Below are 12,744 nucleotides of genomic sequence, written 5' to 3' on the forward strand. Positions count from 1 at the left end.
GTTATGCCGAGAGCAGTTTATCGCATCTCGGAGAGGGTCGTCAGTTCGCCCATCACATCCGCCAGCCCGCTCCGTTGCATTTTGGACCATCGGCATCTCGGTGATATCGGCTCTTGGGCGAGCAACGGCGGCTGTGCCAGTCTGTCGATCAGGCTGCGTCTGTCCTCCTGGTCCGGCGCCCTACGAAACGCGAAGACCCAGGCGCTTACCGCAGACACTGCTGAACGAGAGCGCCATGGCGATGCACGTCATGATCACGAACGACCGCGGGTCATGTCCGGGCCGTTCGCAGAAAAGTGAGCTAAGCATCGAGACCCCAGCCCACTTTACTCCTCCCGGGGCCCGAATTCCGCCGGGCGGCCCCAACCAGACGATTGCTTTCCTCCTCCGCTCCAAGCAGCGCACAGCTGCCCGTCAGTTCGTCGTCAGCTTGCTTGATTATCTAGTTCAGCACAGCTTAAGCAGCCTCGTGCTTACCACGAGGAACCGTGCGCTGAAGGGACACGAGAATCGCCATGTATCATCGGATCAGCGACTCATCCACGCGCGCCAATCAAGCGGACCCGCTGAATCAATCGACGGACAGCCGTAACTTTACGGAAACACTTGCCGATCTCGCGCTGCGAGAGGCCTCCTCACCAGGGGAATTGTCCGACAGAATGGGACTCTGCTGCAGCAGGCCAAACACCTCGGATGCAAACGTTCACAGCCCAAGCTCCTTCGACCTCAGCACATCCTCTCTCTCTTCCAGTTCCAGTCCATCCTCTCCCGCAAGGCCGATCCGCCCTCTGTTCGATTACAGGACCGCCGATTTGCCTGAGGCGAATGTCAACGGCATCTGCGTCGGTTTGGCCGCGGAGTGGCTCCGCAATCGTCACAGCAGTCCGTCATCGCGAATGCGTGCGCTGCGACCGGGTTCGGAAAACCACGCCTCTGCGGCAACGCGGCAGCAGCGCTATGAAGACCTCAAGGCACAATTGCGAAGCGACAGGGCACGAGGTTCGCACAATCTTCAAGCGAAAATCACGACGTTGCGGGAAGCAGGCCTGGAACCATCAGGACAACAGACGAGACATAGATTTAGCGCGTCCTCGCGCAACGCGCAGCTCGTAAACGAAGTCACTGAAAACGGTTCGATCTATTTGCTCAGCCTGCGTTTCGCCGGCGGCGACGCACACACAATCACAACGTCGACCTCGAATGGAATGACCACTCTCTTTGATCCTAACTATGGAGAATTTACCGTCCGATCAGGCCAGATAGGTGACTTGTTCAAAAGTCTCGCTGAACGTTACAGGAACCCCAATGGGCTCGTTATATCGACTGTCGTCACGCAAAAGATAGCCTAACTAGCGATTCTGGATTGCCCACGGCGTGCGCCTCATGCAAGGCGCGGATACGCATTCGAGCCGGCTCCGGCCTCTTGTCGCATAGCAGGCAGCGCCTGCTATCCAAGCCACGAGACTTCAAATAGGCCCGTCCGAAGAAGGGGGGCCTCCGACTGCAAATGGGCTCGCTTCATCCCGGCGGCCCACTGTGGCCCAGCACGTGTCAGCAGCTCAGCTTGACGCGCTGACGCTGCGATACGCTCAAGGCACGCATCGCGGCGCCGCCAGATGCGCCTGCGCACGTTCCGCTACACGTCGATCACAGGTCCCCGGCCCGCGTAGCGCGACCTGCGGGCTGACACGGCTCGCACGCCCTAGTTCAGCCGCGCTTGCCTCGCCAACGCGCACCTCTTCGAACGAACAGCGGTCCCATGCGATCCTTCGCTACAGACCTTTATTGCCGACATTAGAAGGTTATTTCCCCCACGCAGCGCTCGTAATGATCAGGCTCGCAACCTCGTTGAAGGTCAGCTTGTGTCCGGCCTGCCCTGCTGCCTGTCGAGGACGCGCCCGGGAGCTCGGGGGTATCGCCTCATTGTCCATTCGTCACTTGGATGTGTTCCATCGAAACAATCGATTTTTCCAATCTTGCCCGAAGGGCCCATAGTCACGCGTCCATTCGCAGCAGCGTTCAGGAGCGCCGTGTGACAATCGATTCTCCCTTCAGACCAGTTGCCGGCGAATGTGATCTTCGCGAACCCATGCTTGCGTCCGGAACGCGACCTTCCTTTGTTCAGATCGTGACATGCGGTTCAACAGCAACCTGGCTGCTGGCGGCAGCGGCAACGCGGATCGATTCACCGCGTCGCGTCGCCGAACACACTCAAGAAAGATTGCCTTTCATGCGCACCACTTGCTGCGGCCATACGTCGGCCGTGCGACGCCTCGATCGACAAAATGCCTGCCAATTCAAGGCGCGCTGGACTTGCCCACGCGCAGATCGATTGTACGCCCCAGAGTGAGGATCATCGCTGCGTCAGGAGGCCTACAAGTTCGTAGGTATTGACGTAATCACCGCTCGAATGGGCTTGAACCGCACGTAACGTCAGATTGTAAGTTTTCTGACAAGTCGCGACGTTCTGTGTCGCGCCAACATTTCTGGCAGGTAGCAAGAATTGCGAATGTCTCAATGTCTCAAGGTCGCGCCGGCCGGCTCGGCCACGCTTGTCGAGCACTCCTCCCGAAGACGCCCTGTCGGTGTCACCGATGCACAGAGGGCAGGAACTGTCGGTGGGTTCGTTGCAGCCGGAACGCCGCGTACCGATCGAGATCAGGACGCGCAACCCTCTGCTCGCCCTCGCCGCGCGCAACCCCGCCCCAATTTTGAGATGCGATCAATCCGTCGCTGTTCGTGGCGAGAGACGACATCCGGCCGGCGACACCGCCTAACTAGGTGCGTGACGTTGCAGACCTGGGATCGCACTCGTCGCGCAACAACCGTGTTCGACGGGCTGCAGCACCGGCGATGTTGTAGGCGATCGGATGCCTGCACCGCTCGCGTTCGCCAGGTCGGATTGCCGGCTATCGAGAGAACTTGTCTTTAGCTCGAACGCGCATCGGTCGTTTCGTCTAGCGGCTTCCGACACATGGGCCAGCTGCGACACGTCACCTGCCTTCAAATGCGATACTTGCATTTGCCGTGACTTAGAGAGGCCACAAGGTCAACGGCATAGCAAGGCCGACTTCGGACTAAGGCAACTTGGGAGCTCCAAATGCCAACTTCTTGTCTCTGTTCAACTTCAACCCCGGACATTCTCTTTACATTGGTTTCGACCGCGCGCATTTGCGCCAAGGACACTTCTCCCAACAGGTCGATGACCGGAAGCACTGCTGCCACTGGCGCGCAGAAGCGCGAGCGGTTCATCAAGGCGCATGATGCAGTGAATAATTTCGTCAGGCTTGCAGGCAATAGATGCACTTTGAGCATCGCCGACGACGCGTGCGGTCACGGGCACGCGGTCAGTTATCGGCCGGTAATGGATCGGGTGAGATTGATCTCGGCTCACTATGCCAGTCCTCGTGGTCGCCACTCGTCAACGCTCGTGCCGAAGCAGCCGTTGTTCAGATTCGCCCGAGATCGTGGTCAATCGTGACGCGCTCAGCTTGGAGGTGATGGACGAAAGGCAATCAAATGCGAATTCTCCTGGTCGACGACCATACGGATTTTGCGCGCGCAGTGAAGGAAGCGCTATTGAACCACGGTTTTGCGGTCGATCTGACGCGCACCCTGGACGAGGCGGCAGCCGCGCTCGATTGCGCTAGCTACGACGTTCTCCTGCTGGAGTTGGTTCTTCCAGACGGAGACGGCTTGAGCTGGCTGAAACATTTGCGGCGCGAGGGATGTTCGACGCCGGCCATGATGATGAGCAGCCTGAATGAGCTCGGCAGGCGGATTGCCGTTTTCAACGCTGGCGCTGACGATTTCCTGCCAAAGCCCGTGTCGACCGACGAACTCATCGCTCGCATGCGCGCTCTTTTGCGACGGGCAACCCAAATGACAGCCCCGCTCGTTACGTTCGGCAATCTTAATTTCGATCCAGTCGCCAGACAAGTCTCGGTTGGAGACCGCATCTTGAGAATTGCGCGCCGAGAAGTGTGTATACTTGAGCATTTGCTCAGTCGCGCTGGCCGTACCGTACCGCGATCCTCACTGGAAGACAGCCTATATGCCTTCGACGACCATGTCTCGACCAACGCGCTTGAGGTCGGAATCTACCGCTTGCGCTGCATTTTGAGCGAATCAGGTGCGACGCTAACCATCAAGACCGCGCGCGGCGTCGGTTACTCCCTTGCGCTGAGTAATGCCGCGTCAGCGGCGTAGCTCGCTCGAACATGAAAGCAAAGACAGCCTTGAAGGCCTTCTCTCGTCGTGACGCTGGACGCCGGATGATCGCCGTGCCGTACATCTCGTGCGCGGCTGCGCTACTGTTTCCATTGTGCGCTGCAGCTCAGACACAACGCGATGGCGTTCAGAGGGCGGCGCGCGCCACTGCTGATAGCCTCAACGGAACCCTCGATCTTGCCTCCTCTCAAGGTAAGACTATCCATCTTCCTGCGCCGGCGGCGAGCATCTTTGTTGCCGACCCGGCGATTGCCGACTATCAGGCGCCGTCGAACACGACCATCTTCGTGTTCGGAAAAAAGTCGGGGCGAACCAGCTTGTTTGCTTTGAACGACAATGGAGAAGCTTTAGCCGAGCTTCGTGTTGTTGTCAGGCAACCCGTCGAGGATCTCCGTGCCGCGCTCAAGGCCGAACTCGGGGACTATCCAATCCAAGTCAGCTATACCCCACGCGGCGCGATTCTGAGTGGGACGGCACCAAACGCCGATGTTGTTGATGCCGCCAAGAAGGTGACGGAGCAATTTCTCGGTGCGGGCGCACTGGTCGTGAATAAGGTTCAGGTTGCCGGCTCATTACAGGTCAATTTGAGCGTGCGCATCGCCGAAGTCTCGCGCAGCGCCATGAAGGAGCTCGGCGTTAACCTCTCCGTCTCAGGTCAAAACGGCACGTTCGTTTTTGGCTTTAGCCGCGGTGGACCTAGCAGTACCGCCGCGGCACGCGGCGGCGGCACGGCAAATATCGGATTCGGCGTCGGCGGCGCGAATATCAGCGCTGTTCTTGACGCGCTCGCCAGCGAACACCTCGCTTCGGTACTTGCCGAACCTAATCTTACCGCCATGTCCGGAGAGTCAGCAAGTTTCCTGGCAGGTGGCGAATTTCCCATTCCGGTCATGCAGGACAATCGGCAGGTCTCAGTCCAATTCCGTCAATTTGGCATCAGCCTGGAGTTCGTTCCGACCGTTCTCAGCAACAATCAGATCAATATCCACGTGAAGCCTGAAGTGAGCGAATTGTCGAAAGAAGGTGAGGTCAGCGTCAACGGAATCTCTGTGCCTGGTCTCTCCACGCGGCGTGCCAGTACCGTCGTCGAGCTTGCCAGTGGTCAAAGCTTTGCAATTGGAGGGCTCATCAGGCGCAATTTCAACACCGACATTGGTGCTTTTCCTTGGTTAGGCGATGTACCGATCTTAGGCGCGCTGTTTCGCTCATCGTCATTTCAGAAGCAGGAGACGGAGCTGGTCATAGTTGTCACGCCCTATATCGTGCGGCCAGCTTCGAATCCGGGCAAGATAAGCGCTCCCACCGGCCGTATCGGACCGCCCTCGGACGCCGGCCGCACTTTAACAAACACATTGGCAAGTTCGCCGCGAGGCCGCACCCCTCCCCCCATGGCAGCACCGGGCACGGCCGGCGGTGCGGGCTTCATCATCGAATGAGGACCGACAATGATCTTACGTCAGCTGTGCTGTTTGTTGGCTATTGGCGTAGCGGTAGGCGGATGCACAAATAGTGGTCCGAGCTCTTTCGGGCCACCCGAACAAGCGATCGAAGTGGAGCAGAAGACCAGCGTCTTGTCCCTAGGCAGCCTGCGTCGTGCCGAGAGGTATCGCCTGCGGGATTTCATTGCGAAGGCAAGTCGCGGTCGGCGGGATGCCCTCCATCTCGACGTCACTGGCTCACCCCGGCTCATTGCTCAAGTGGCGCATGAGGCCCGCGCAATGGGCGTTGCCCCTTATAATATTCGCTTGGCTGCCTCACCCGTCGATTTACCCGCCCATTTCGGTGTACGGATCGAGGCAATTATCTACGAAGCACGGCCTCCCGTTTGCCGGCCGATTTCGATCGTCGGCCCCTCAACTGACGATAATTCCTTTGACCCGACGCTGGGCTGCTCGGTCCGGAATAATCTCGGAGTCATGATCAACGATCCTGGCGACTTGCTGGGGAATAGTGCCGTCATGCCAACGCGTGGTGATCGTGCGGTGCGCCCCCTTACCGCTCGTGAGATCTCCACACCGGACAGCGGCAGCAGATCGGAAGGTGGAACTCATGACAGGGCTTCACCGGAATCCCCATGAGCGGATCACGAGCCCATACTCGTAGCATGACATGCAGTGTCGGCTCATGTTCTGGTCGCTAGGTTCGCGATAGGGACCAGCCACTTCTGTGATTACTACGCCGCTTTTCGATCAAATTGTGTATTTGACCAGGATACAGCGCATCAACCTTACGCGAAGTTACACCAGGCCGGCAGCAAAGACTGCCTTTGCGACCCGCTCAAAACACGCAATCGGAACGGCCCTCCCCATCGTCGCCTTTTGGATCAACTCACGCGCTAAAACATGGTCCTGGACAACAGTCAGATGCAGGGCCCGCGCCTCTTCAAGCAGCCGCGAAGCAAGTTCGCCCTCAGCGCGGCACACCAGCACTGGCACTCCGGTCTCGCCGCGAACGTAGCGCAGCCCGATCACCGTCGCGGGTCCCGTCAGTATCAATGTGGCTCGACGAATGCCGATCGGGGATTCGTTTGCCGCCTCGCGACGGATCCGGCGGTGTTCGCCCTTGATCTGCGGATTGCCCTGCTGTTCCTTGGATTCGCGCTTCGCTTCGCTCTCCGTCATGCGCATGTCGCGCAAAAATAGCCAGCGCTGAATGAGCAGATCAGCCAAGCCGCCGATCAGAAAGGCCCCGGCCGCAATCTCGATCAGGACTTTGAGCTCTTGGAAGACGAAGCCGAAACATCCCATTCCGCAGACAGGCAAGTATACCAACGCCTTCCAGCTTGCGATCACAGTAAGAAGAAGGATTGCGCCCAGGCTGAGCACCTTGATCAGCGACTTACCAAGCTCTACAAGCGATCGCTGAGAGAAAAGCCGCTTCAACCCTTTGATGGGATCCAATTTCTCAAGGCTTGGTTTGAGCGGCTCGACAGAAAATGTCGGTCCACCAGTGGCCAGGACACTGGCCAGAACGGCTGCGGCCGCGGCCGCCCCAATAATTGGGGCGACGGCTGCCATACAGAGTTCGATCAATCCGATCAGCGCCTGCGCGACCGCGTCGTTGAAGGGCTGCGCCTGTACCTTGTCGACGAGCCGCACCGCTTCATGCCATCCATCTTTGATCGAGCCCGCTCTGAGGCATAGACAGCCGAAACCGGCGCAAATGCTGAACGCGCTCACGAAGTCGCCGCTGCGCGCGAGCTGGCCTTTCTTACGGGCGTCACGTAGCTTCTTGGCAGTTGGTGGAAGCTTCTTCTCCTCGCTCGAATCGTTCATTTCAAGAACTTCTCGAGCCACTCCAGCACACCGTTGAACTGGGTGATCTCCGCTCCCATGTATTCGATGAGGTAGACGGTGTAGCTGACCATGATGACGCCAAACGCGGCGTTCTTGATGGTCGGGGAAAGGTCGTTCAGCTTGATTTGCGGGGCAAAGCGCCCGAGCAACATGAGCGATGCCTCAATCAGGAGCAGCAGAGCCAGCACAGGCCCCGAGACCAGCAGGGTCGTACGCATGATATGATCGAGAAGCGCTACGAATTCCATTGCCCCTTGCTGGGTGAGGGGTGGTAGTAGCCGATCCACGGGCCAGATCAGATAGCTGCCGTAGAGGCACCTGACCATCGTCTGCAGACCTCCAGATAGAACGAAAATCGTAACTGCAGCAGTCCCGAGAAAAAGACCTGTCGCCGAGGCTTGGCTGTGTGTCGCAGGATCGTCCACCTGGCTCGAAATACCGCGCTGGGTGTCGATGATGTCACCAACTGCCTGAATGCTCCATAGTGGTATACTGAGCAGGATGCCGAACAGCAGGCCGATGAATATCTCCTTGAGACCGAGCAGCGCGACTGCGACCATACGAGTGCCCGGATCTAGCATCTGCAGGCTGTGCCTGATATGAGCCAAGCATGGCAGCCCAAGCGCGATCGTCAAGCTTCCGCGGATCATCCCGCTAATGTGCGGCCGCGTGAACACGGGATGCACCAACATAATGCCGAGGGCCCGGGCTGCACCAAGACCTGCTGCAATAATGAACTCGGTACCAGTCTGGATCAGACTCTGCGTCTCGGTGAAGGACACATTATGCATTTGAAGTCTGTTGATCGTTCGCCTCGGCCAATCGAACCAGCCACGCTCGCCGCGCCATGATGTTAGAATTCAAGAAGGTCGCAGATAATCCGTCCGTTTCGCTCCAGATCCTGCAAGGTGACGCGCCCATGATGTGAAAGGCAGATCACTTCGGCCCCAACTGCCTCCCATGGCTTCCCCCGCGACGAGACATGGCCAGTTTCAAGGATAGCACCAGCCGCCCTCAGGGCCCGCAGGGCTGACAAACCAGGCTCTATTGACCTCTCACGCCGAACGCATCGTTCGAGCGTCTGCCAACCGTCCTAGCCATCATCGATCTTGACGCCTCGCTTTCCGGTCTCGAGCAGCACTCTTTCGGAGGCGAAATCGTTAAGGCCGCTTGCGATCGAAGTAGCGGTCTTCTGCTCATGCTACTGAGGCTCGCTTTCGATAAGCTGACGGACAATCTCCTCGTGATTCACACGAGCGATGGCGATGGCGGCCCTGTGCCGGACACTCACTCTTTCGTTCCACTTGTTAATACCTCGTGAGAGTTGGGAACTCCGCGAAGATCTGCTGGGCTTGTTCGATAAGTGGCGCGCTCAGCACCGGAGAAAACAAAACAAGCACGGCAACAACAACAAGGAGTTTGACGGTAAGCGGCAAGGTTTGATCCTGCAGCTGCGTTGCCGCCTGGATGATGCCGATGCCCAATCCGACGACGAGAGCCGCGATGAGCGGCGGTAGAACCCAAATCATGAAGAGGACGAGCGATCGGCTCAGGTGAGTGAGAATACTGGCCTCATCCATCTTAACCTCCCCGCGTTGCGTAACTTAGGACTAATCCGTGCATGAGCCGCGACCAGCCGTCGATCGTAACGAACAGAAAGAGCTTGAAAGGGACGGAGATCAGCGTTGGTGAAACCATCGACATTCCCATTGCCATCAAGATCGTCGTTACGATCAGGTCGATCGTGATGAATGGAAGATAGAGAAGGAAGCCGATTTCAAAGGCGCGCTTGAGTTCCGATATCAGAAAGGACGGTATCAGAATCACAAAATCATCGGCCGTTGTGTTGCTGCGCATTTCCTCCGACCAGACATGTTCTGTCGACGAGAGGAAGAACGAACGCTGCTCCTCATTGGTGGACTTCTTGAGATGGGTGCGCAGCGGCTCGCTCCCTTCCTTGGCAGCGGTCACCCAATCATCGAACGTTTGATATCGAAGTTGCGGTTCGGTCAGACGATTGTAGGTCTGCTCAAATACTGGAGCGCCAATGAAGACGGTAAGGATCAATGCAGCGCCATACAGAACGATGTTCGGGGGTATCGACTGTGTCCCGAGCGCGTTACGGACCAGGAAGAGAACAACGGAAACCTTGATGAAGGCGGTCGTTGTGACCACCGCGAACGCGAGCAGGCCAAGGCCGACCGTCACCGCGAGAAGCGCAACGATGCTTGGTTGAATGTCACTCATTGACCGCCAACCTGTCGCGTAACCTGACGGCCAGCTCCTCACCGACACGCACGATGTCGCCGCGGCCGATCAATCGACCGTTCGCAAGAATGTCGACCGGACCATCAAGCGGTCGCCCGAGGTCGAACACATACCCTTCGTTGACGTTTCGCAACGTACCTAACGGTATAGGCCAGCGACCGCATTCGAACACAAGCGTGATCTCAATATTGTCGATGTCGGCTTCCGATGGCGGAACCAGCTGCTGCGCTTGAGGTCGTGGCGTCATATGGGCACACTCTAGAGGATGGGGTGGCAGGCGGAACGGCCCCTGTAGGACCAGTCTGGCACCGGCCACCTGAGCCGGAGCCCATAGCTTGTCCGCATTGAGGATGACTATGTGCTGAGCGAAGGGAATGATGTCCGGCAGTAGCGCGTCGCCACCCTGTGCTTGACGAAGGAGTGCGATGCTCACACGAAGCGAGCCGATTTCTATCGCGACCGTGACAGGAAACTCCGGAGAAAGCTTAGGCATTTCCAGCGGCAGTTGGCCAAGCAGCTGGGCTAAGATCCCGAATGCAGGGGGAACCCGACGATCGAGAGGCGAGAACAGGAATAGGCGCGCCTTGTCAGTGAGCGGTCCGTAGGCAGTGTCGAATTCTAGATAAGGCCCTTCTGTCCGTGCTTCGTCGATGCGGACAAGTTGTAAATCTCGCGCGAACAAGGCCTCTAGTCGCGTGAGCCACGATTCAAGCGCAAGCTCGAGAAGGAGCGAACGGGTTGGGTCGGAAGGTAGAGTAAGGCCTTGCTGCACCGTCGAAATCAGTGCCTCGGCAAGCCGACACGGCAAAGACAAGATCGCCATGTCGTCCCCGACGCGAACTACGCAGTCAAGCATCGAGACGGCCGATGGCTCTGCATGCCAGACAAGCCGGCTCATGCGCACGAACAGGGGATTGTCGCCAAGGCGGCTCTGAAGAACCACGCGCGGCGCGGCGACCTCATTGACCCACGAGACGACCTCGTGGGTCAGCGTTAGCGGTGGTTCGAATGGTAACGGTTCGCCCCGAGTATTTGCCGACCCCATTTGTATAGAACCGCGAGCTCGCGCCGAGATCAGTGAATCAGCCATTAGATCGAATCGCCGACCGCCCGCCCAGACGAGCCGCACTGATAGCGAAGCAAAACCTCATCGTCGGCCTCGATTTCGGCGGCGGACTCCAAACGAGCATTGGTTGTACTGTGAACATCAGATTCAATCTGTTCCCATTTACGGCGCGCTGCCAAACGCCTGGTCCACAGAGCCCGCGCGTCCGCCACTTCCGTCTCGGCCTGCTCTCGAGCGACGCAGGCCTCCTCAAGCGCCTGACGTGCCGATGCGATGCCGGCTGCGAGCCGTTCAATGACGAGATGGCGGCGACGATCGAGTTCTGTGACGGACATCGCTTCGATGGATGACAGCTGCAGATAAAGTTCGGCTTCGACGCTTGCGCGATGTTTCTCGGCGCTTGCAAGCGTCTCGGAAGCTCGCTTCACCCTTTCATCGGCGATGCGGCGCTTGCCCTCCATGTTGGACAATTCCCGAAGCGCACTTCGCTCCCTCATGTCCTTCACGAGCCGCAATTTTGCGGCTTCGACGAGATTCAGGCGGTCAGACGCGACATCCACGTGACGGCCTCCTCAAAACTGGACGGTTCATGTTGGCCCTGGCGCAGGAATGCCCGCAGCTCCTCGATTGAGCCGATTGCCCGGTCCGTTAGCGGATCGCTACCCGGCTTGTACTCGCCTACCTTGATCAGGAACTCCGCCTCATTGTAGCGCGAGAGCAGATCGCGGAAGAGGGATGCCGCCCTGCGATGTGGCGCCGAGACGACCGCATCCATGACGCGACTTCGGCTCGACAACACGTCAATGGCGGGAAAATGCTCTCGCGCCGCAAGCGCGCGCGACAGAATGATATGACCATCGAGAATACCGCGCGTCTCTTCGGCGATTGGATCGCCTGTACCGTCACCTTCGACAAGCACGGTATAGAAAGCCGTGATCGAGCCGCGCTCGCCCATACCGGCGCGCTCCAACAGACCGGGCAGTAGCGCAAATACCGAGGGAGGAAAGCCGCGTCTCGTGGGAGGTTCGCCCGCGGCAAGGCCGATTTCGCGCATCGCGCGGCTAAAGCGCGTCAATGAATCCATCATCAAAACGACGCGCAGTCCTTGATCACGAAAATACTCGGCGAGTGCCGTCGCCGTATGGGCGCATTGCGCGCGCTCCATCGGCGAACGGTCGGACGTCTCAACGACAACGATCGTGCGACCGAGCGCCTCTCCAATGTGACGCTCGATGAATTCACGTACCTCACGTCCACGCTCGCCTATTAGCGCGACCACCGTGACGTCGGCGGCAGCTCCCTTTACAATTTGCGACATCAGCGTCGACTTGCCGCAACCGGCGTCTCCATAGATTCCGATTCGCTGGCCTTCCCCACACGTCAGAAGTCCATCCAGCACGCGGATGCCGAGCGGAAACGGCTGCTCGATACCGCGCCGCGTCATTGGATTGGGCGCCGCGCCGCGCAGCGGGCGAGTGTGCGCTGCCTTTACCGTGCCCTTGCCGTCGAGTGGCCGGCCAAAGCTATCGATCACGCGGCCGAGCAAATCGGGACCGACCGATACTTCCTGCATTCGCCCGGTCGGAACCACCTCCGCACGGCTAGATAAACCCACCATGTCGCCGATTGGCGTGAGTAACACGCCGTCCGGAAGCAGCCCGATCACCTCGGCCTCAAGCGACCATCCCGTACCATGATCCTGCAACACGCAAATCTCTCCAACGCGAGCCCCTGGTAGCACGGCGTGAAGCAACGTGCCGATTGCCCGTTTGACTCGTCCGCGCACAGCACGCGTATCGATCTGCATTGCCGCAGATCGCAAAGACGATAACGCAGCGTGGACGGATTTTTCTCCAGCTGCGTCGTGGTCGCTTGATCGCGACA

Annotated in this window: 11 protein-coding genes; 4 read left to right on the forward strand and 7 right to left on the reverse strand. The window is 58.6% G+C overall.

All coding sequences use genetic code 11. From position 1 onward, the window contains the following. Positions 1-515: 515 nt before the first annotated feature. The 4 genes from MTX19_RS31550 (at position 516) to MTX19_RS31565 (ending at position 6,308) form a co-directional block, all read left to right on the forward strand. Positions 516-1,349: a YopT-type cysteine protease domain-containing protein gene (locus MTX19_RS31550; RefSeq protein WP_280980760.1), complete on the forward strand. Its 834-nt coding sequence runs from the start codon at positions 516-518 to the stop codon at positions 1,347-1,349. A 2,170-nt stretch (positions 1,350-3,519) separates the two neighbouring features. Then, on the forward strand, positions 3,520-4,209 hold the full coding sequence (locus MTX19_RS31555; RefSeq protein WP_280980761.1) for a response regulator transcription factor: 690 nt from the start codon (positions 3,520-3,522) through the stop codon (positions 4,207-4,209). A gap of 65 nt (positions 4,210-4,274) precedes the next feature. Beyond that, positions 4,275-5,666 (forward strand): type II and III secretion system protein family protein, encoded by a 1,392-nt coding sequence (locus MTX19_RS31560; RefSeq protein ID WP_280978225.1) that lies wholly within the window; start codon positions 4,275-4,277, stop codon positions 5,664-5,666. 9 nt (positions 5,667-5,675) lie between these two features. Beyond that, complete coding sequence (locus tag MTX19_RS31565; RefSeq protein WP_280973399.1) at positions 5,676-6,308, forward strand: CpaD family pilus assembly lipoprotein; 633 nt, start codon at positions 5,676-5,678, stop codon at positions 6,306-6,308. A 159-nt stretch (positions 6,309-6,467) separates the two neighbouring features. On the opposite strand, the gene MTX19_RS31570 is transcribed toward MTX19_RS31565, so the two are convergent. From MTX19_RS31570 to sctN, 7 genes are all read right to left on the reverse strand, one after another. Beyond that, positions 6,468-7,505, reverse strand: coding sequence for an EscU/YscU/HrcU family type III secretion system export apparatus switch protein (locus MTX19_RS31570; RefSeq protein WP_280980762.1), 1,038 nt, complete (start codon positions 7,503-7,505; stop codon positions 6,468-6,470). Beyond that, complete coding sequence (sctT, locus tag MTX19_RS31575; protein ID WP_280980763.1) at positions 7,502-8,317, reverse strand: type III secretion system export apparatus subunit SctT; 816 nt, start codon at positions 8,315-8,317, stop codon at positions 7,502-7,504. The genes MTX19_RS31570 and sctT overlap by 4 nt, the downstream gene beginning before the upstream one ends. 516 nt (positions 8,318-8,833) lie before the next feature. Continuing rightward, positions 8,834-9,106 (reverse strand): flagellar biosynthetic protein FliQ, encoded by a 273-nt coding sequence (locus MTX19_RS31580; RefSeq protein ID WP_280973403.1) that lies wholly within the window; start codon positions 9,104-9,106, stop codon positions 8,834-8,836. 1 nt (position 9,107) lies between these two features. Beyond that, the gene (sctR, locus tag MTX19_RS31585; protein WP_280973404.1) at positions 9,108-9,773 is read right to left on the reverse strand and encodes a type III secretion system export apparatus subunit SctR; all 666 of its coding nucleotides are present in this window, start codon (positions 9,771-9,773) and stop codon (positions 9,108-9,110) included. After that, the gene (gene sctQ, locus MTX19_RS31590) at positions 9,766-10,884 is read right to left on the reverse strand and encodes a type III secretion system cytoplasmic ring protein SctQ (protein WP_348637526.1); all 1,119 of its coding nucleotides are present in this window, start codon (positions 10,882-10,884) and stop codon (positions 9,766-9,768) included. The genes sctR and sctQ overlap by 8 nt, the downstream gene beginning before the upstream one ends. Beyond that, positions 10,884-11,420 (reverse strand): hypothetical protein, encoded by a 537-nt coding sequence (locus MTX19_RS31595; RefSeq protein ID WP_280973405.1) that lies wholly within the window; start codon positions 11,418-11,420, stop codon positions 10,884-10,886. The genes sctQ and MTX19_RS31595 overlap by 1 nt, the downstream gene beginning before the upstream one ends. Beyond that, positions 11,396-12,667, reverse strand: coding sequence for a type III secretion system ATPase SctN (sctN, locus tag MTX19_RS31600; RefSeq protein WP_280980764.1), 1,272 nt, complete (start codon positions 12,665-12,667; stop codon positions 11,396-11,398). The genes MTX19_RS31595 and sctN overlap by 25 nt, the downstream gene beginning before the upstream one ends. Positions 12,668-12,744 lie beyond the last annotated feature (77 nt).

The organism is Bradyrhizobium sp. ISRA464 (assembly GCF_029910095.1).
Taxonomy (GTDB): domain Bacteria; phylum Pseudomonadota; class Alphaproteobacteria; order Rhizobiales; family Xanthobacteraceae; genus Bradyrhizobium.

Coding starts and splice junctions, on each gene's coding strand:
- MTX19_RS31550 (WP_280980760.1), top strand. CDS start 516: ATGTATCATCGGATCAGCGACTCATCCACGCGCGCCAATCAAGCGGAC.
- MTX19_RS31555 (WP_280980761.1), top strand. CDS start 3,520: ATGCGAATTCTCCTGGTCGACGACCATACGGATTTTGCGCGCGCAGTG.
- MTX19_RS31560 (WP_280978225.1), top strand. CDS start 4,275: ATGATCGCCGTGCCGTACATCTCGTGCGCGGCTGCGCTACTGTTTCCA.
- MTX19_RS31565 (WP_280973399.1), top strand. CDS start 5,676: ATGATCTTACGTCAGCTGTGCTGTTTGTTGGCTATTGGCGTAGCGGTA.
- MTX19_RS31570 (WP_280980762.1), bottom strand. CDS start 7,505: ATGAACGATTCGAGCGAGGAGAAGAAGCTTCCACCAACTGCCAAGAAG.
- sctT (WP_280980763.1), bottom strand. CDS start 8,317: ATGCATAATGTGTCCTTCACCGAGACGCAGAGTCTGATCCAGACTGGT.
- MTX19_RS31580 (WP_280973403.1), bottom strand. CDS start 9,106: ATGGATGAGGCCAGTATTCTCACTCACCTGAGCCGATCGCTCGTCCTC.
- sctR (WP_280973404.1), bottom strand. CDS start 9,773: ATGAGTGACATTCAACCAAGCATCGTTGCGCTTCTCGCGGTGACGGTC.
- sctQ (WP_348637526.1), bottom strand. CDS start 10,884: ATGGCTGATTCACTGATCTCGGCGCGAGCTCGCGGTTCTATACAAATG.
- sctN (WP_280980764.1), bottom strand. CDS start 12,667: ATGCAGATCGATACGCGTGCTGTGCGCGGACGAGTCAAACGGGCAATC.